The sequence below is a fragment of the Pseudomonas sp. LBUM1653 genome, assembly GCF_059716115.1.
This window is the reverse complement of sequence record NZ_CP166803.1, coordinates 3,854,417-3,874,779: the sequence shown is the minus strand read 5'-3', so window position 1 is coordinate 3,874,779 and position 20,363 is coordinate 3,854,417. Positions and strand designations below refer to the sequence as shown.

The 20,363-nt window shown below is 54.5% G+C and carries 10 protein-coding genes; 4 read left to right on the top strand and 6 right to left on the bottom strand.

Annotation, left to right across the window (positions count from 1 at the left end):
* The first annotated feature begins 129 nt into the window (after positions 1-129).
* Positions 130-1,626 (top strand): hypothetical protein, encoded by a 1,497-nt coding sequence (locus tag ACA054_RS17280; RefSeq protein ID WP_497685334.1) that lies wholly within the window; start codon positions 130-132, stop codon positions 1,624-1,626.
* A gap of 50 nt (positions 1,627-1,676) precedes the next feature.
* Here the strand turns inward: ACA054_RS17280 and ACA054_RS17275 are convergent, their stop codons facing one another.
* The 6 genes from ACA054_RS17275 to ACA054_RS17250 form a co-directional block, all read right to left on the bottom strand.
* Positions 1,677-2,771 (bottom strand): fimbrial protein, encoded by a 1,095-nt coding sequence (locus tag ACA054_RS17275; RefSeq protein WP_497685333.1) that lies wholly within the window; start codon positions 2,769-2,771, stop codon positions 1,677-1,679.
* A 75-nt stretch (positions 2,772-2,846) separates the two neighbouring features.
* Positions 2,847-5,348 (bottom strand): fimbria/pilus outer membrane usher protein, encoded by a 2,502-nt coding sequence (locus tag ACA054_RS17270; RefSeq protein ID WP_497685332.1) that lies wholly within the window; start codon positions 5,346-5,348, stop codon positions 2,847-2,849.
* A gap of 37 nt (positions 5,349-5,385) precedes the next feature.
* Positions 5,386-6,135: a fimbrial biogenesis chaperone gene (locus ACA054_RS17265; RefSeq protein ID WP_497685331.1), complete on the bottom strand. Its 750-nt coding sequence runs from the start codon at positions 6,133-6,135 to the stop codon at positions 5,386-5,388.
* A gap of 94 nt (positions 6,136-6,229) precedes the next feature.
* Entirely contained in the window at positions 6,230-6,784 is a 555-nt protein-coding gene (locus tag ACA054_RS17260) for a fimbrial protein (RefSeq protein ID WP_497685330.1), read from the bottom strand.
* Between the two features lie 277 nt (positions 6,785-7,061).
* Positions 7,062-12,083, bottom strand: a complete 5,022-nt coding sequence (locus tag ACA054_RS17255; RefSeq protein ID WP_497685329.1) for an RHS repeat-associated core domain-containing protein — start codon at positions 12,081-12,083, stop codon at positions 7,062-7,064.
* Between the two features lie 38 nt (positions 12,084-12,121).
* On the bottom strand, positions 12,122-12,655 hold the full coding sequence (locus tag ACA054_RS17250) for a hypothetical protein (protein WP_497685328.1): 534 nt from the start codon (positions 12,653-12,655) through the stop codon (positions 12,122-12,124).
* 404 nt (positions 12,656-13,059) lie between these two features.
* On the opposite strand from ACA054_RS17250, the gene ACA054_RS17245 reads away from it, so the two are divergent.
* From ACA054_RS17245 to ACA054_RS17235, 3 genes are read left to right on the top strand one after another with little or no spacing between them, the layout of a single operon-like run.
* Complete coding sequence (locus tag ACA054_RS17245) at positions 13,060-14,874, top strand: hypothetical protein (protein ID WP_497685327.1); 1,815 nt, start codon at positions 13,060-13,062, stop codon at positions 14,872-14,874.
* Positions 14,875-14,904: 30 nt separating this feature from the next.
* On the top strand, positions 14,905-17,304 hold the full coding sequence (locus ACA054_RS17240; protein ID WP_497685326.1) for a hypothetical protein: 2,400 nt from the start codon (positions 14,905-14,907) through the stop codon (positions 17,302-17,304).
* Between the two features lie 30 nt (positions 17,305-17,334).
* Positions 17,335-20,286, top strand: a complete 2,952-nt coding sequence (locus ACA054_RS17235; protein ID WP_497685325.1) for a hypothetical protein — start codon at positions 17,335-17,337, stop codon at positions 20,284-20,286.
* The last annotated feature ends 77 nt before the right edge of the window (positions 20,287-20,363 follow it).

Below are 20,363 nucleotides of genomic sequence, written 5' to 3'. Positions count from 1 at the left end.
TCACAGGGCTTGATGCCGCCTGCCAGGGAGGCGGGCAAACCACCCGTGCAACGTTCTCTCAACGGTATGAAGAACTGACAACGGCCATTGGCTGATTATTCTTCGTACCTGATCCAAGGAGGTTTGTTCATGGTCACGTCCAATCGTTCTCTACACGCCATAGATCCAACCTTTCCCAAACCTGAAATCATCGGAATCATTGATGACAAGCCTGGTGGCGAACCTGGCTTACTGCCGGTGACATTGACCGGCGATGACCTGAAGGTCTGGTTCACCATTCCACAGTACTCAGATCCGGTCGCAGGCCAGGAGAAGTACGAGCTGTTCGTGGACGATGACCCTGCAGCGATTGCGACCCGGTATTGGGATACGCCCATCGCTGATTCCGAGCGTTACCTGGAGTTGCCCACCACCTGGATGCGCAACAATGACGGGCAGCACCGGCTTTATTACAAGACCACGATTTACAACAGCTCGCAGGACCTTTCGTTTGATCTGGTGATCACGCTGGATCACCTCGCGCCGGTTCTAGCGATCAACAACAAAGCAATATTCCCTTCTGCAATACTTCCGCCCAACAAGCTCACAGACTATTACCTGCAGCAAAACGATGATGAGCTTAAAGTGGGTATACCCACTTATGTGAATCCCCGTCCATGGGACCGCATCACTTGGTATTGGCAGGTGACACCAGGCAATCTGGCCATAGGCGGGGTAATCGAACTCAATGACGCGAACTATAACGATCCGGTGGTACTGATGATCCCTGGATCCTTCATACGCGACAAGGGCGATAACTGGCGATATTTCCGGTATGAGGTGCATGACCGGGCAGGTAATCTCAGCCGGCCTGCGGAATTCGTCGAGGTGGAAGTCGACGCCACCCCGATCCCGCGTAATTTGCCCTGGCCTTCCGTTGAAAAGGCGACCGGTAATGCCGAGGTGCAGACGATAAACCCTCTGAATGTTGTCTCGGGAGCAGTCGTCGTGGTTCCGGATACAGCGGTTGTTCACCCGGGTGAAGAACTATGGGTGCATTGGGGAGAGGCGGGCAGCGTCGGCGAATACCCTCCTACCCAACCCCTGCCTGCGGGTTCCCGTCGTCATGCGATTCCAATGCCCTCGATCGCCGCCTATATTGGTAAAACGCTTCCTGTCTCTTATTTCGTCACTGACAGCGCAGGTGGGAAGTTTCCGTCTGACACCCGTCAACTAAAAGTGCAGACTGTCCCCGCCTCCAGTTATCCGCTGCTTGAGTGCGAAGGACTCAGTGGTGGGAACTTGAAACTCGAGAACGTCCTTCCAAGCGGTGCGAAGCTGCAACTGGATACCTGGGTATTGATGACAACAGACCAATGGATCATGATCACCATGACCGGTACAAACAATGCTACAGGGCTGGAGTCCGTGTTCGAAGTGGTTGAAAAGCGCGCGCTGAGACCGCAGGAAGTCACGCAAGGTATTGGTGTGAGTGGAGATGTAAAAGTGCCTAAAGACTTTTTGCTTACGCTCAGGCGCCATGCACCGGTAACCGCAAAGGTTTATCTGAGTTTTGATGGCGGACAGACATGGCCGCCCCTCGCTGCTCCTAATTTCCTGCGGCTGGAAATGACACTGATCGATTGATCGAGCGACGCAAGCCAGCCATTGCATTTTCAAGGCAAGGCTGGCTTATGCTATTTGTACGTCAGGGTGAAGTTCAGCGTGCCTCTGGCATCACCCGCGCGAACATCGCGGCTGACCTCGGTCTGGTAGAGGCGTGCGGTGAAATCCAGAACGGTGTCTCCGGTTCCGATCGCCACTATTGGGACCTCAACGTTGAGCTCAACAGGGGTAATCCCGTCAGCCCGCAATATCTGAATACCCATGCCCTCGGCAGTGGACCCTGGCGTCAGGCTGAACACACCGGGAATTGGCGGGGTGACGGGCACGGAACCGCCGGCACCTTCGAAGCGAATGTGGGCAGTAGCGATGTTGACGTTTCCGTCATCGGCGACACAGGAACTCAGCGTGATATTGAAAGGCGTCGGGGTCGTGGTGAAGCCCGGGCCGGTGAAGTCCACCACGTCCCACTCGCCCAATTGCACGGGATCGGCGCTTACCCGGTTACTGCCGCAATGGGCCTGAATCACTGTACCAACCAATCCAACACCGAACGCCTTGCCTGGGATGCCTGTAAGCGTGGCATTGAATAACTCTGGCACATTCAAATTCTGCGGGCCGGCTGGAATGTCGCCGGTTTTTATTAGCGTGACCCAGCTTTCCAGCTGTGAAAAATTCATATCCGTCGCCCCCATGGGCCTGTTGTGGTGAGCAGAATAGGGCACCGTGGAATCGCCGCCGTCCGGGACGAATGCATTGCTCGCCGAGTTGTCGAAAGGGAAACCAAGTACTATCGTCACGCCAACGCCGGGAATATTGGTTCGCAGGATCGACTGAGGGGCGTTCAGCGGACTTTCGATGTGCAGCAACCCCGGGGAAAAGGGCACACTTGTCTGCGCATTGAAAATCAGCCGAGCGCTGCCATCATTCGTGCAGCGCAGGGACAACCCTTCGTTATTGGAGGTGCTCACAAACTGTCTTATTCTGCCTATCACTTTACCTACAGGCGCATCCCGGGGGACAAAGACGCTGTTTACGTTCTGGGTGAAGGACATGGGGCCCGATCCCGTTACCCAATTGCAGGTGTTGGCTGTTGCCATGACTGGCAGGAGTTGGCAACCGGCAGCCAGCGCCAGCGCTGTAGTCAGCCGTCGAGTCGATGATTTCATATTGGTTTTCCTGAATGGGCAGGACCTCGGGTGAATGCCCGGGTCCCTTCGAGTCATTGGTGCTTGGCGTGGGGGTTAGCCACAGGTCAATGTTTGCAGTCGGTAGCCTTGCGACTGCTCCATGTTCTTCGGGTCAATCGCCAGTTGGCACTGCGGCTCGGTCCGCTCCCCCCAGCGCACGTCCAGGGTCTGTGGCTCGGCGCTGGCCGACAGCAGGACCTGGCCGGCCTGGCCGACGACACCGAGAACAGCACCGGCGCCGTCGCTGACCTGAGCGCCGAACGGCAGTGGCTGGCCGTTGAGGGTACGAGCGGTAATGACCAGGCGAGTAACGGTGCGAGCCGGGAAGGTGGCCTTGACCACTGCGCCACGCCGCGGAACAAGCAGGGCAGTACCGTTTTCGATTTCCACTTCGGGTCCCAGCTGATCGGTTTGCAGCACTACCTGATTAAGCCGGTATGGCCGCAGATAGGGCACCAGGGCATAGCCCTGTTCATTGGTTTTCACGCCTGTAGCATTCAACACGCCGACGCCGGCAATGCCCGGAACTTCCACCAGTGCCGCCGTTTCACCCAGGTAGGGTCCCACTTCGATACCGTCCGCGTGCAACAGCACCGCGCCGCTGGCATTGAGAGAGAGGGTGCGATAGTCGTTGCCTTGGGTGAGCCCCGCGCCGACGCTGCCAAAGGGGGCCTGATAGCCCAGCGAGAGTGCCGCGGATTGTTGACGACCATCATCGTTGCTGAGGGAGGCGCGGTAGTTGAGGCGGTTTTCATCGGCACTGCCGCCCAGGCTTGCCCGCTGGTTGTAGCGCTCTCCGACTTTCTGGAAATCGAAGGTCGCGTTGGTGGAGTGTCCGAAGTCCAGGGGCAGGCTCACGCTCAGGCCGATCTGCCGGTCATGGTCGCGGGTCTTGCTCAATGATTGTGAGGCATACAGGTTGTAGTTCACCCCCTGGTGGTAGGTGTTGACGTTGAACTGGAACTGGCGTTGCACATCATCCCGTTGCCAGTAGTCCTGCTGGGACCAGGTCAGGCTCAGGGAGCTGCTCTTGCCGATGTTCTGAAAAATCGATGCCTCCAGTCGGCTGCGTCGGCTGCCGTACCAGGTAGAACTGTGGCTGCGTTGGCGCACGGCCTCGTCGAAGTCCCGATAACCCTCGGTGGAATACCGATAGCCGGCGAAACGCAGGTTGGTGTTGGATGCGAAGGATTTGCCGTATTTCAGGGCATAACTCATGCCCTGGACATTTTGCGAATCCAGGGTGTCGATGTCGGCGCTGGAGTGAGTGAGGTCAAAGGCCAGGGCACCGAATGAACCCAGGTCCCGGGACACGCCCAGCGTGCCTGCCCGGTAGAAATCACTGGCCATCAGCCCGCCATACAGGGTTGAGTTCCACACCGTGCCCATGGCCAGCGTGCCCTGCCAGAGCAGTGGATCATCGAGATCGTCGGCGCCGTTGTAGCGACCCAGTGCACTGCTGTAGCGCCAGACTCCTTCGCGCAGCAGATTGCTCAGGGTCGAATAGGACTGGGTAAATCGCCGGACCTGACCGTCGGCTTCGGTGAGAACGACTTCCAGCTCGCCACTGCTGCCGATGGTACTCAGGTCATCGATTTCGTAAGGGCCTGGGCTGACATAGGTGGAGTAGATCGGATAGCCGCTCTGCAGGATCTCGAGCTTGGCGCGGGTTTGCGCAACACCACGAATGATGGGCGCATACCCTTGCAGAACATCTGGCAGCATTCCCAGGTCCGAGCTGATAAGCGCGCCCTTGATCGGCAGGCTTCTGAAGACATCACCGCTGGTAAAGGTTTCACCCAGGGTCAGGTTGGCATGGGTGCCGGGTAAATCTCTCTGGGCATAGGTGTAGGCCCGGCTCCATTCGCGCTTGCCTTGCTCGTTCTGGCGCAGCGATTGGTTGCTGCGCAAGCGCCAGGGGCCCAGGTTGACTCCGCTGTTGAGGTACAGGTCGTCACTGCTCTGGTGACCGCGATAGCGGTTCGTACCTTGCTGCGCTGATACCTGATAACTGACAAACGCCGTGTTGATCCCGTAATCCCAGCGTTCGGGATCGATCTGGCCCTGGACATCGCGGCGCATGGCGATTTGCGGGATGGAAAGGGCCAGCAGCAGCTGGCTGCTGTCGAACTCGATCTCAGCGCCGGGGATCAGCGTCAGCAGGTCGACGCAGGAAGATTGCAACAAGTCGGGATCGGCCAGGCTATCGAGTCGTACACCCAGCTCGCCCAGCAGTTGGGCTGACAGGCAAGGCAGCAAACGATCGCTTCCGGGGCTGAGGACGAATTCGATTTCGCGCTGGCCGAAGTACACCCGGTTGACCTGAATGTCGACCCAGTAACGTCCAGGACCCAGGTCGTGGATATTGCTCAGCGCGTTGAGTGCCAGTGCGCCGGCATCACTGGCATGTTCCGGGCTCTGGCGCAGGAAGCTGGATTGAAACTCGACGGAGGGTGCAGCCAGTGCCGGCTTCGCATCGAGCAACGCGGCACCACTGCTGCCGATGACAAGCAAATGTACAAGGCGCAGCCGACTGCGCTCAGGTGTTGGTTTCATGGTCATAGTCCGGACAGTGAACGCGATGGGCGCGGGCTCAAGGGGTCACCTGGATCGGCAGGCTCAGGGGTACGGTGTAACCGCCGAAGTCGTTGATGGCGGAGAACTCCACCTGCAGGCCCGAGATGTTCTTGAGACCATCCAGGGCGTAAGTCTGGCGAGACAGCGGTTCGACCATCGCGGCATTCAGTACGGGCAGATGTTTGTCCTTGTCCTTGACCTCAACGCGGATAAACGACACATGAAAAGGCGTCGGGTTGGTCACCACCAGCCGGGGAGTGTTGCCTTGCTGTTCGATCGACCACTGCAAATCTTTCAGGCGAGTGATCGGGTTGTCCTTGAGCTGGCTCGGGCGATAGAACAGTTTGATCCGGGTGCGCAGCGCGACATTCAGGACGTTGCGTTCATTGGCGTCGATCTGCGGGATTTCCTGAACGTTGAAGTAGAACAACGACTCCCGGTCCGTGGGCAGGTTGTTGGGCAGACCGTTGATCTGGACTTGCTGTTCCTTGCCCGGGTTGAGTCGAAACAAGGGGGGTGACGGGATGAGCGGGACAGCGGTGGTGGTGTCATCAGCGGCAGTATTGACCCAGGTCTGTACCGCGTACGTCCGGTCGCTGGGGTTGCTGACGATCAGCGCGGTGCTGCGCTTGTCACTTTCAAACACCACGCGCGTACCATTTAGCGTCAGGGCCGCCTCACTGGCGGTAGACACCAGCATGAACACAGACATGCAGGCGCCAAGGGCTGGCCAGCGAGTGGCAGCCTGTCTAATCAAGCCGAACATAAGTCAGTACCTTTGTGCCAGGCGAAAGCCACTCGCCTGGACGACATTCGGAGCGCCTTGACTGCTTGGTGCAATCAAGGGCGGGGAGAGGGTGTCAGTTGATGTCGACGATAAAGTGGACATCTGCCGAGGCGGTGCCTGCCACTACAGGCGAGAGAGTCGAGCGGTAATAGGCGTCGAACACCATGTCGGTCTTGCCAGTAATATTCAGGGGGTAACTGGCGGAGGCCGCGCCTGGATCAATTGAGTTGCCGCTGTGGTCCTTGAGTACGATCACCACGCCTTTGGCACCATCAGCAGTGGGGGTGACTGCGAAATACTTGGAGGTGGGATCGGCGGTGCCGTTGAATGTGACCGTGGCTTCAGTTCCGGTCAGCGAGCAACCTGCCCGGTCGGGTATGCGCAAGGCAAAGCTTTTGCCGCTGTATTCCTGGCCGATCGCGGTAAAGCGATTGGCTTCTATGCTGCCCATTTTCACCTGATTGCCGACAGTGCCATCTTCAGGGTTGACCACTTGAATAGGGCAGGTGCTGCTGGTGATCATGCCTTCGAAGTTGAGGGTGCCGGTATTGGCGAGCGCCGAAGTGCCGGCGAGGGTGGCAGCCAGGCCGAGGGAAAGTGCGAGTAGAGAAGCTTTCAAGTTATACATCCTTATTTAGTAACAGTGCTCGACGCTATAGATCGAGGTGATGCAGCATCAGCACGGCAAGGTTGGAAATAGTAGTTGCGAAAGTTGCGTGGGGATTTTAAGTGGGGAGAGGGGGCGGGAATATGAGAGATTTCTCAGTTGTTATTGCGCGCGGGGTTTTTAGAACGAATGTTGTTACAGGATTTGTGATTCAGGGTAGGGGTAATGTTGGTACAAAAAAAATGCAACCCCGAAGGGTTGCACTTGATGGATTGCTGAGCGGATATATTAAATTATGTTATCCAAAGGTCGTATTTCTATAATCTTGCCCGTTTTTAGACTTCACTGTCCCATTCCAATCTTTTTTTCCTTCAAATTTTGCGAAACTATCCATATTTACATTACGAGTTGGGGGGCTATCAACGGAGCCTGCTCGTGGTCGATTGACAGTTTCAGTCACAGTTCCAGTGCGGTCTGAATAGCTAGAACGGCGAAATTCGCTATTCAAATTGGCTACCGGCGGAGGTGGCGGAGCTGCCGGAGGTACCGGAATTGACGACACCGCCGCAGATGCCGTAGGCGCCACAGTTGACGCGACTTGAGGAGTTCTCCGGGAGAATGGGGCCTGGTTGTCGGTATTGACGCGAGGTATCCCCCATGTCTCTCCTAAATCCAATCTATCAGAAGTCGAAGGACCCTCAGCGGTAGCTGAACCTCGTCGCGATGACGGCTGGTTAGCATACTTTCCTCGGCCCAATTTTTTGTCCTGTCTATTGGTATAACGGCTTGCAAAAACCGCAGCGACAGAGGTTAAGGTCGACCCTGTAATGCCCACAAAGGTCAGTATTCGGTTATCGGTAAAAACACCCACCATCCCAATCCCAGCGAAGATGGTCGCGGCCACGGCCGCGGCAACCGCCACCCAGCTGATCGTGGCACCACCTGTAGGAGCCGCAAAAATTATCGCCACAGCGGCCCCGGCCGCGAGACCGACGGCAAAGCCGATTTTTTCTAGCAGGTCGTCTGGTATATCGATCGTTCCACTGTCATCTGGAGGGCGGCCATTAGTCGCTCGATGGCCAGTGGGGTCTCGGAATGCGATTGGGTTCCCCAGGCAGTACACATACGGATTGACCCCGCCGCCATCAAAAGGACTATCCGAATCCGGGCTGTGAAAGCGCATCAGGCATGGGTTGTAGGCCCGATAACCTCGCCCCAGCAGGGACCAGCCGTTCTGTTCTCGAACTTCACTGTTGAAACCCAGTAAAGTCTGCAATTCTTCTTCGCTGCTGCGTCCGCCATAAGCGTTATAGACCGCTGTACGTAATCCGGCCTGCAGGCTCTCGCCGATGACGCTGGGGCTGGCGTCGGTCAACAGCAGCATGGTCTGCTCATGGTCATTGAGTTGTTGTTGGCCTAGCGGTCTATCTCCGTGGTAAAGATACTGGGTGTGTTTATCGTCCTGAATGGTGTGACTTAGCTGATTACCCAGGTAGAAGCGTAAAGTCTCGGCCTGGTCGCCCTCACAAACCCCGACCAGGTGGTCATGTCCGTCGTAGCGGTAGGTGCTCAGGGTCTGTTCTTCGCTCGGGTCCTGGACCTTGATCAGGCGTCCGTAGCTGTCGTAGTTCAGGCGCTGGCGCTGTTCATCATTGAGCATATGGCCATCGTCATCGTAGTCAAATGTGCACTCTTGTGGATAACCCCCGTCGAGCCAGGAATGGGTGACCTTCTTCAGCTGGCACTTGTCATCGAGCGAATAGGTGAAGCGCGCGTCGTCGCTCTTCCCGTTTTTGAAGGTCGTCATGCAGCGTTCAATATTGTCCAGATCATCGAATCGGAAGATTTGGGCGGTGATCTCATTGCCGTAGGTGTCCTTGGGCAGGATTTCACCGGAACAGTGGTGCTCTTGCAGCCGGTTGCGCAGGTCATAGACGAACTCTTCCTTGAGCACAGTGCGCCCGTCCATTTCCAAGTGCCGGCTTTCCAGCTGATCATCGCTCAGCCAGATCTGGGTAATGGTACGAGTGGATTGCCCACTCGGGATGAGGGTTCGTTTGATTTCCCGAGCCAGGCTGTCGAACTCGACCTCGGTAATCAAAGTGCTGTTGGTGCGCAGGTTGCGCGTGGTGGTACGCCAGGGCTGAGCCAACAGGTTGTACTCGAAGTCTGCTTGCAGCTCACCTTGGGTAACACTCTCGACGCGGCCTTTGTCATCGTACGCGTAGAGGGTTTCGAGCCCGTCAGTATGGCTGCGGCTGATGTGTCGCCCTTGCAAGGATGTGACGTAGCTCGTTTCCCTAGGCGTGCCGCCGGTGTCGGTCCAGCTCTCTTTAGACAGATGGCCGACGGCATTATATTCGTACTTTCTATTGCCGTTGGCATTGAGCGCGCCGACAATTGACGCACTGAGCGGATCGTAATCATAGGTCGTGATTTCTCCGGAATTCATCTCCTGAATGGTGCATGGCTGCGCGGTACGGCTCAGGTCGTATTTGTATTCGAAGGTTCGTTTGCCTGGAGTGATCCGCTGGCTGACTTGCATCTGGCCCTCGGCATAGCGGAACTCTTCGAGCCGTGCGCCAACGGTGCGGGCGGTCAGCCGCAATAGCCCATCGTAAATTTGCTCGCCGGCAATTACCTCGGGTTTTGCGGTGTTACCGGGAGTGACGCGCAGAGCAGTCGGGTGTTCTTGCGCACTGTGTTGGGCGAAAGTGCGGCTGACTGAAGTCTTGTCAGGGAGCTTGGTGGTATGCATCCGCCCCCATACGTCATACGCGTATTGAGTCGTGCGCTTGACGTTATCATCCAGCAGTTCGACTTGTTGAATGCAACTGCCCAGACCATCGTAGCTGTATTCAACCCTGTTGACTGTTGGCAATTCTTCGTTGAGCAGCAACAGTTCAACGAGTTCACTCACTGAACGTACCGACTGAAGTTTCAGTCGGGCATTCAATGCAGTGGCATCCAGTCGTCGAACGTAGTCAAGTTTGCCGAACCGGTTGTACTGGCTCACTGTCAGGTTGCTGATTTCAGGGGGCTGCGCGGCACTTTGCACCCAACTGCACTCTCGCGGACCGTCGGTTCCGAAAGGCGTCGTTTCATTGATGATGGATACGCCTTCAGGCCCTCTCACACTGCGTATCTTGCCCCAGGAGTCGCGTTCGTACTGGCTGGTCAGGGAGAGCTTTGTGGTCCCAAACCAATCGAAGGTGGTCACCTCAAAGAGCTCACCCAGGGCGTTATACTTCGCTTCGTAGGTCTGGCGAGGTTCGGCTCGGGGCGCTTGATCGGGATCATGAATGCCCTGATAGATCATTCGTGCCATACCGTCGTAACGGGTCACGGTCCGCACGTTCTTGAAGTCGGTAAAGTGCTCGGACGCTTGCCCGCCGTCCGAGGCGGAGAGGAAATAGGCATGAACGGCAGAGGCTTGGGCATCGGAGTGCGGAGCGATGGTCTGGCTGGCTACCCTGCCCATGGCGTCGTGATGGATCACTGTTTTTACGTTATTTGCATCGGAGGTCACTACCGGCTCACCGGTGAGAAGTGAAGCCTGTTGGGTTGTTGATTTTATTGCGCCGTCAAAGCCGCAAAAAGTTTCGTCTACTTGCAGTACGGCTTCACCGGCCAGCTCACTATAACGCGTGCTGTATTCATAATTGAGGGTGGAAGTGTTGGCGTTGAGCGTAGTGCTGATTTTGTCGGGACGCCCATGCAGCGATGCGTCGTCGGGGGTGTTGAAGTACTCGCGCTGCAGGTGTTGCAACTCTGTTTCAACTTCGGTTGTCTGCCCATTAGCGGTGACAAGCTGAACCTGCAGAGACGTTTCGCTTTCAACAACCAACCAGCCTCCCAGATCACTGCCTGATAAGGCAGGTAATTCGGTGTAGGTCAGCCGCGTGCGCAGAATCGGCGCGTCACCCTGGCCGCGCGGCGAAGGATAGACCGTAGTGTCTTTAAGCTCGCGCACAAAACCATCGGGGTGCTGCCTCGGATAGTAGGTGTAGACGGTCTTGATCCCATTATCCTGAACTTCTTCCACCGGGTTGCCATACACATCGTATTCGCTGCTGGCATTCTCTGCATGGTAGTCGTTGGTATCATCCCTCTTCCAAGCGGTCTGTACATTCTTGACCAGCTGAAAGCGGGGGTCCTGAAACTCGAACGACCGGTCATCGGCGTAATAGGTGGTCAGCACCTCTTGGATACAATGGTCTTGGGTGGTGATTTCCTTGGTCAGCAGATGGAAGCGGTTGAAGGTGCGATCGACCTGGCGCACCGCGGCACCACCGTCCATCAGCATGGCACGGGTGCCATAGACGTACTCGGCGGGAGCCTCGTAGAGTGTATCGAGCCCTTCTTCGACCGGGGTCGCCGTGCCGTATCCGAGAAAGTTCGAACTATTGTTCAGATGATCGTAGCTGTAGATCATCTCCATCTTCGGCTGCCCGAAACCTGGATAGGTGCGATGGCGAGTGACCCGTGGCAGGTTGGGCCGCTGCATATGGGCCGGAAAAGGATGGCCTTCGTCCCGGTATTCGATGGTTTCATGACCACCGACCGGAGTTTTGATGTCCTGCAGGCAGAGGAAGCCATTGATCAGTCCGTCGCCATAGCCCAGGCGCCAGGAGGCGTTCTCATCGGTGGGCAGCACAATCTCGATAACCCAGCCGCTGTCATTAAGCTTGAATTGGTAACGCGCCACGGGCCCGCCTTGCGGTCCGTCCTCAGGGTATAACAACAATTCGACCAGATAATCGTGGGGTTGCTTGATCTGCAGCAATAGTTTGCCCTGGCCGTCGCGGATGCTTTCCAGGCGTTGGCCACGCTTGAAATCCGCATATTCAAGGGTGACGCTATGGCCGCTGGGAGACTGAATCATGCACGGCAGGGCCACACGCTCTTCCTCGCTGCCCCCCACCTTCAGGGTTTCGATCAGCCCGGACTTGTGCAGCACGCGGTAAGTGCCGTCCTGATTGTTCTCGAATTTAAAGCTGTCGAGTTTTTTTTCCTTGATGTCGGGTGTTTGGCCACTGCCGGTGACTTTAAACGTTTCCCCGGTGCTAAGCGCCAGGATGTCAATACCAGGCGTGAACTGGGAAAGATTGAAATTCCAGCCCAGGCCGTAACCGGAATCCCGGGTGTTCAACGAACTGAAGGTAAGGTCCACAGCCACGTTGGGACCGTTGAGTTCATTGCACTGGAGTTTGGGCAGGTTGATGGAGAAGTTATATTGTCCGGTACGGGGATCGACTCCCCCTTTTAGGGAACTCATGAAACTGCTGGCTTGAGAGTTGGTAGTATTGGAAGTGGTCATATTACGAGCCTCGTAAACAGTAAGACGACAGTAACGGCTCAAGGCCTGGCGGAGGACGTAGGAGTTGGCGGTTTGTCAGACATTCTAACGATCATGCACTGTATACTGTCAGTAATTTGTTGACCCTGCTTGACATGTAATTTCTTCAGTTGAAGGCCAGGATTGACCATGCTGTTGATTTTATAAGTTTCAATGAACTTCAATTCTCTGTCGGCGGTGAATACTTTTTTTGCGGTGGTTTTAAGTTCAATCACAACATTCGCCGCACTGGTAGTGTTGCAATATTTATCGCTGGACAAAATAATAGTAGTGGCTGAAGGGAGGTCAATAAGAGCCCAGGTGCGCGTCGTAGTGATCCGATCTTTGCACCGTGAATTATCATCCCCTAAAAGGTAATAAACATCTTCTTTTCCAACGTCAGGCATGTTGAGAGTACACACGGCCTGGGCTTTGTCTTTAAAGGTAATCGAGCCATTACCTGCATCTACCGACCCTTCGGCCAATGCCCCTGCCGCATAAACAATCTGTGCAGTAAATAGCAGTCCGCCTATCATTTTTCCGCAGTGGTTCATTCGTCTGTCCCTCATGAACATATGTGCTGGCTGGAAGGTTCCAGATTGTTATCCAGTTCAGAGATTACCAGCGTGCCTGACGTTTGGAACCTAGCAGTTCTGCTAGTGGAAGGGAGATAACAACCGGTATAGGGTTATCAGTTTTGTCGGCTGCCAGGCGGGGATTTTATCTCTGCATGGATGCGACTCTCGCGTCCAGAGCAAACTAAGAAGGTTGCTGGTTTCACGCAAAGCTATTAAGGGTAACAGCGAATCGGCGTACCGCAACCTAGTAGTTCTGCTAGTGGTCGGATTAGAACTTGCAGTGTAAAAAGTATCCATTGTCGTACAACGAAGTCTGTTCACACGCACAAGGACCGCTGGCTCGCATTGCATCGGATGAATAAATGTTAAGGAGTCAATTTATGGCAGATCCACTGCATCCCCCAAGTATCCCCGGTTTACGGCGTGGTGGCTGGATTGACCTGGAAGCACTGGGAAGCGACGACCTGCTGACGTACATAAAATACGACGGCATCGCAATCAACGATGTGCTGTGGCCCAACTGGCGGGGGTGCAGCGCAGAAGGAAAGGTCCTCGATCTGGCCGACTCCAGGACGGATGTTTCAGAAGAAAACGGATATGACCCGGAACTCGGAATGCCAGTATTGATACGCAACGACGTGTTTACCGGCATGGATAAAGGCTATGCGTTTTACTCCTACGCCTTGGGTGATCCCTCTAACCCGGTGATACGAGGCGACGAATCCCTACGGATATTCGTCTATTTGGGTAAACGCCCCCCGACACCACTTCCTGTGCCACAGATCAAGGAATCTCATGACCTCGCACTGGATCCGGAATCTGTAGGCTCTCAGGGCGCGACGGCCATTGCGCCGCCCTATAGCGCCATGAATGTCGGCGACAACGTGGTCTTCAAGTGGCTGGGGTACGACAAGGATGGATTTGAGGATGATCCGTACTCTGAAGGGTTGGAGATCAAAGCCGAACATCTTGGGAAACCACTGCATTTCACCGTGCCGAAAGCCTACATGAATTTCATTCGCGGGGGGCATGCACAGATCAGCTACACAATCGAGTATGCCAATGGGCAGGGCCCAAGCGATTCCGAATCGCAGATCGTTAGAATTGAAACGCCGACTTCAGCTTTGTTACCTGAGATCAAAATCAAGGACTACACCGACGGCCCGATTGACCCAGGACGATTCCCCAACGGGATGACGCTGCAGGTCCAGCCCGTGCCCGCTGGTATCCAGCTGGGTGAAGTGGTGGTGATGTATTGCATGGGGGTTACGAACGTCATCCGTTCAATGCAAGTCGACCGTTCGAACCTCGATAGTGGTGTGCTGGAATTCCACCTGGAGCGCGAGTGGTTGCTCAGCAATGTCGGACGCGACGTAGAGGCGAGTTACCAGTATGCCGGAATCGGAGTCGGAGAGTCCGCAACCCCTTTGACTCTCCAGGTGCGGGCCTCGCAAAGATTGCCGGCACCCGTAGTGGAAGGGGCCAGCAACGAACGCCCAGATGAGGGCACCATTCCAGCAAGCGTCGATGGCGCCTATGTCAGGATTCCCGAAGAAGTCTTGATCGGTCCTGGCGTCAGGGCTGAGGTGCACTGGATGGGGCATCCTAACGGTGGTCAAGTCATCGTAACTACACCCGTCAACGGTTCGCAAAAGCGCTTCCACATTCCCAGGACTGCAATTGCGGCAAATATGGCAACGGAACTGCAACCAGAAAAACGATTTGACGTGTTTTATAAATTGATTCCGGAAGGGGACGACGGCGGGCAGCCCTCGGATGCTCCCTTCAGACTGCGAATTGATCCTATCGCTTCGACCCGATACCCCATTGTTGAATGCGAAGAAGCTAAAGGTACTGGGGTAGTTTCGCTGTCTAAGCTGGAGAGCGCGGGAGCAACTCTGGTTATAGGCGAGGGTTTATTTGAAGCGTGGCCGTTTATGGATGTAGGGCAATTGCTGACGATCGAGGCCAATGGTGTTGCCATGGGAGGCGGACCATTGAAGGAGCCCGTGCGCACTGCTGCGCCCGTTACAACGGTGGAGGTTAACGCTAAAAAAATAACCGCCCGGCTGCGTCTCGACTATTTGAAGAGCTTGAAGCGTGATCACGATTTTACGATCTCCGCGAAGGTCAGTTTTGATGGGGGTGACAGTTATAGAGAATTCCAGTCTGGCAATATCAGATTAACTGACTAGCACTTTTAATGTAAATCAGGAGTTTATCTCGTGGAAAATAAATCGATCAGTACGCTGCTGGAATGGCTGCGCGCTAAACCTCGGACTCTGGGATGGGACGCTATTTGTGCCTACGACAGAAAAAAAACCAATTCGGTATTGCTACAGGATTATATCAATCGTTTCGAGATTGGTAATTATCTGGACCCGCTCAACGAAAAGATTGCGAGTCAAGAAACCGACACCCATCTGGAATGGATTTATGACTATGTTTTTGACAGTCCCCGATTGTCGTTCCTGCATTCGCCATTAATGGACTCAAAGGCGAAGCTTTCGATGAAGGTGATAGGAGGTGCGCACCTGACCTACGAAAGACCAGTAGGAGCGGACCACAAGGACTGGTCGCTTGTGAGATTGGCCCTGGAAGATGCGTTGGACGGACCGATTTTCAAGCAAGACATCAGGCTTGAGGTGGTCAAGGGCGAGATTGTTGAGCCCGGAAAGTCGTCCATTGGCCAGGTGCGGCTGGATCTTGGGGCGGGCACAGACTCAACCTTGACGTTTTCGGAGAGTGAGCACTTTCGAAAACTCGCTGGTGAGCGAATTAGACAAAGGTTAGAAATGTCGCCACCCCATCAAAGATATTATGCGCTCAACGATATAATTGTCAAAGATGGCGATATTCTGGAGCCCGACCGCTTCTATATTCGAACTCAGCAGGCACCCGGTGCAGACATTCTAGGGGCTGAAAACGAAGGGGACGGCGCGGTCGTGCTATTGATCGCCATGAAGGGCAGAGACAACGGCAGCTTCCCGACTGAAGAAGATAACCTGATGTATTTGATTCCTGACGGCAATGAATACTCTGCAACGCAATTGATCAGCCACCAGTTGATAATGGAAAAGGTGTTAACCGAAATTTTCGAAACGCTGAACACACCTCCTTATGACTTTAAGGCAAATCTTCAATCCGACGGCGCGTTTAAAATGTTGAGTGTCGAGGGGGGGGTAGTGTACGGGGGGCATGGGCCGTTGTGGACTCTTGGTACGGGGGATTGGGGGGCTGCGATTTTTCAGCTAATGGATGTATATATTCCTTTTGATAGTAGTGATGGCGGCGGACGTAAATCTCTTGAGCTTCGTCTCAGGAACGAAGAGTTGATAACCAAGTGGCAAGGTATCGCTCCGCACCGTAGCGTGTATAAACATGGAGGTCCGGGCAGTTCAACGGCTCGTGTTCGTGTCCTTTTTGACGGACTCTGGAGATTTAAATTTCATCTGGATTCCTCTTCAGGAACTGTCGTTCTATTGCCTACGGATACTACAAGTCCCGAAGTAGTGTTCGATACATGGGAGCAAGAGCTGTTAGAGATACATCCTGAATATAAACCAATGGTAACGGGGCTTGTAGTTGACTTCGTACGACCAAAACTACAAGCGATCTTCTCAGTCCTTCAGAACTCGAGCATTAGCATCAACGCCTACGCGCTCAACAGCCTGCTGTTTCGCAGTCCTGATGCGGTAAAGCTCAACGACGTCCACTTTCCTGGTGACCTACTGTTGCTCGGCAAACTCGGTGAGAAGTTCAGCCAGTTCATCATTGATCCACTGGAGCCAGTCATTGGCCACTCGGCGCCACATCTATTTACGGTCCAACCGCCGGAAGCAAAGGAAGGACTGACCTGGAGCGTGCACCACGTCCTGGAAGATACCGGTGAAATCGGAGAAATCGATGCCACCAGCGGACTGTATCGCCCTCCGACCGCTGCCCAGCTCCCCGCGGGCTTCACTCGCGTCAGGGTTACCGCCAGCAAAGGCGAGTATCAAAGCTCGGCGCTGGTCCACGTGATGGTAGCGGATATCAGCATCAACCCGTTGATTGTTACCTGCGGCCCCAATGGCGCAAAGCGAGACCTGTCGGCAGGTACCCTGAGCGGGCAGTTGGTCTGGGATATCCCTGACAAAACGTCGGGTGCATCTATCGACGAACATCCAACCGAAAAAGGCAAGTACGTTTTTACATCAGGCCCCAAAGTGACCGATAAGGCGTTCACCTTTGATGAAGTTGTTGTTGAAAACACCACTACAGGGAATAAACAGTCGGCTCACGTAATGCTCCTTCACGGGATTCCCGATTTAGCAGTCAGAATTGATGAAACCGCATCATTGCCGGAGAACCAGCTGCAGTTGGTGGCATATTTTAAGAGCACCGGTAATCCGGTGCCTAGCCCGTTACTCGAGTGGGATGTGCTGCTAGGGGCAGCGACAGTTGATAAGGAAACAGGTATTTGTACCGTAAATTCGGCGGGGCAGCACAAGTTTGCTGTGGCCACTGCTTACCTCCCGCCTCCCATGGAAGGTTACCCCTCATTAAATGGCTTCATTATTTTGCCAATTCCTGCATTCAGTCCTCCGCAAGCGATCCAGTTGCTCAGCCCAGGCAACGATTGAGTCACAGTCTTATATTTATGGAGAGTTACTATGTCTACCAACTCGCTTGAAAGTTTACTTGAGCAGATGAAGGCTGGGTCGATATGCCGTGGCTGGGGAGCGATCGCCGCTATCGGTCGCAGCCAGCTCAATCGTGTACTGGAAGAGCAGTATCTCGCCAGACTGGGTGAGTACCGTACGCTTGAACCGCTCAGTGGCGAAGTACTGGTCGGCGAAAGCGGCCATTTGTCGGTGCAACTCGATTCCCTTGTTCTGGGCAGGCCTGAGCTGTCATTTGAAAAGGCATCGCTCAACTCGTCCCTGATCACAGTGAGCATGAAGATCATCGGCGGCACTTACACCAGCCTGAGCTTGCCCATTACCGCCGCGCCGACGTTATTGTCCCATTTCAGCATCCGCGAGGAACATGGCTACAAAGTTGAAATGCAGATAAAAATGGATCAGCTTCTGGGAGATGTCGATCGACTCAGTCGAGTCACCCTTGATCTGCTTTCGGGTGAAAACCTGACGACCAACCTGGGCGACATGCCCGGCGTCCAGGGAGCAATCGCGCCGCTTATCAAGACCCATCTGGCCGGGCAAAGTAAAGATAGGCGGCTGTTTGAACTAAGCCTGGTGAACTTGAGTGGCACCCACGGTTTCACCCCGGCGCGTGTGTTCTTTCGCACACAGAGAGCACCGGGAGCAGGCGATCCTTCGGCATCTAACTATGGAGACGGTTGCCTTTTGCTGTTCCTCCAGCTGAAGATTCGCGATGAAAGTGATTTGTTCCCGGGTGAGGGCAGTGGTTTCCCATATTTGATCCCGGATGATCGGGAGCAAGGAAAATTCCTGTATACGGCGTCGCTGGTAATGAACGGGCAGTGGGCGGATCTGGTCGGTCTGGACGATCGGCTGGATATGCCCGACAACCTGCGATTCGCTGCCGATAATAAGTTTAAACAAAGCGGCGACACGTACCGGCCCAATGATTTGCTGGTGTTAGGTAACGTGGTCCCGACCGGCGATTATCTGAGGATTGAGCCGGGATTCGTCAGTCTCGACGGCAGCAAGCCGCTAGATTTTTTCGCTCGCGATGGTGATGGCAATACTATCGACGTCAGTTGGAGCGTGAGCAATCCAGTACACCCTCTAGTGGTGGGAAAAATCGTGGCTTCAGGGCGGTATACACCGCTCGAAAAATCCAAGATGTACAAGGCTCAAGTGCCTCTTGTGGTCACTGCGCGGTATACCAAGGGAGAACGAGAATACGTCAACAGCGCGTCGGTGTTGTCGGTCTACGACGGCATGGACTGTTCGCCGCATGTATACGTCACCGGGGTGGGTAAGGTTGAGCCGATTTCTCTTGCCGTGGCGACAGTGGGCAAGGAGGTGTTGCAATGGCCCTCGCTGAATCCTGCCGAGGGTTTTCTAGAGGTCATCAATAACAACCTTGCGCGTTACACGCCTCCCGCTACACAGGAAGAATCGCTGGCGGTGCGCAGGATCAAGATCCAGGGTGATGGGCAAGCGACAGAGGCGACAGTAGTTACACTGGCTCGTGTACAGACCTTGGCAGTCACCCCGCCATTCGTGTCTATTGGCCAATCAGTGCCCGTCGCGCTAACCGCCGAGGGATTTTCAGCCCCGCAATGTCACTGGAGCGTCATGGGTGAAGGCTGCGTGACGAAAGATGGCGTTTTTAAGCCACCGGAGGACGCGACATCACTGGTCAGCGTGGTGAAATGCGAGATCGTTATTAATGGAGAAGTCATACGTTCGGGTTTTAGCGTTATTCATCTCCAAAAGCGTCAGGAGGCAAGTTCGCCAGCAGGGCCAGAGCCTGCTGAAGAACCACGCTGGGAAGAAATTGGAAAATTCACCATTACTACGCTGGGTGACCCGAAAACGGACCGCTGCTACCATAATGGCTTCCAGCAAATCCCGGTACTCGTCACGATCAGGACCAAGCCTGTCACGTTCAACGGCGAGCAAATTTATATCCCGGTCAGCGATCTGGAACTGTCGACATTGCAACTGGTCAACAAGGAGGGAAATATTCCGTTGGAGTTTATCAAGCCCGGTCAGGAGGGAATTGAATATGGCTCTGATATTAAGTGGGCAGTGAATAAAAGAAAAAATCGTTTCAAAGAGTTCTTGGCCATGCCTCTTGCAACAGATACTCCGTCTGAGGCTTCGAATTCCAATCCGGCTTTGGCTGAAGAGGGTGAGCGTACAGTTAGATTATATATTCAACTCGCTGAGGAGGGTACGAGGACTTTCTTTGCTCGCTTTAAAAGTCGTTTGGGGTGGCATAATTCCACTGAAAGTAATCAACCCGACGGTGACGTCATGGTCCAGGGTGTGAGAATTCCTGCGCTTACCAAAGCCTTTTATGAGTTCGAACGGGATCGGGTGTGGGGAGACGAAGACGGTTATCCTCAGGAGACTGCACCGGGCGATCCCTATTATCCACAACCGGATGAGTTCAGCTACTATCGGCAGACCATAGATTATTGGCATTTGAGCTATAAACGCGCAGGTCAATACCCCATTGGTTTCGCAACCCTGAGTTTCGAGAAAAACGCGACGACCTTTCAATGGGAGAGTGAATTGCTCAAAGAAGAGTTTGGCAGTTTTACCGGTCATGTCTTCAATCCTGCGAAGTACGAGCATGCTGATATTCCTGCGCCGACACGACTCGAATTCGATGGCGTTTTCATGCTCTTCAGGCAGGAGACGAAGTCTTGGGCTCCCTCCTCGCTCCTCCGGCCCGTATCTCCAGGTCAGTTAGTCATCAGCTTGCATCGTACGGATGACATGAACTATTGGTACGACGATATGGCGGATGGCAATACTTACAAACGCTATCGGAAAATGATGGATGATCCGCTTCGCGTTACCCTGATGGATGAAGAAGGAAACAGGCACAGACTGGAAATTTCGTTCGAGGATAAATTTAAGGAGCGCAGTCGAAATACCTTAATATTTACGCCTTTGTAATTATTCGATGGGGCACGCTATCTGGTCTGATAGCGTGGACTAACCCTTTCGGTTTAACTTAATATTTTTTGAGTGAG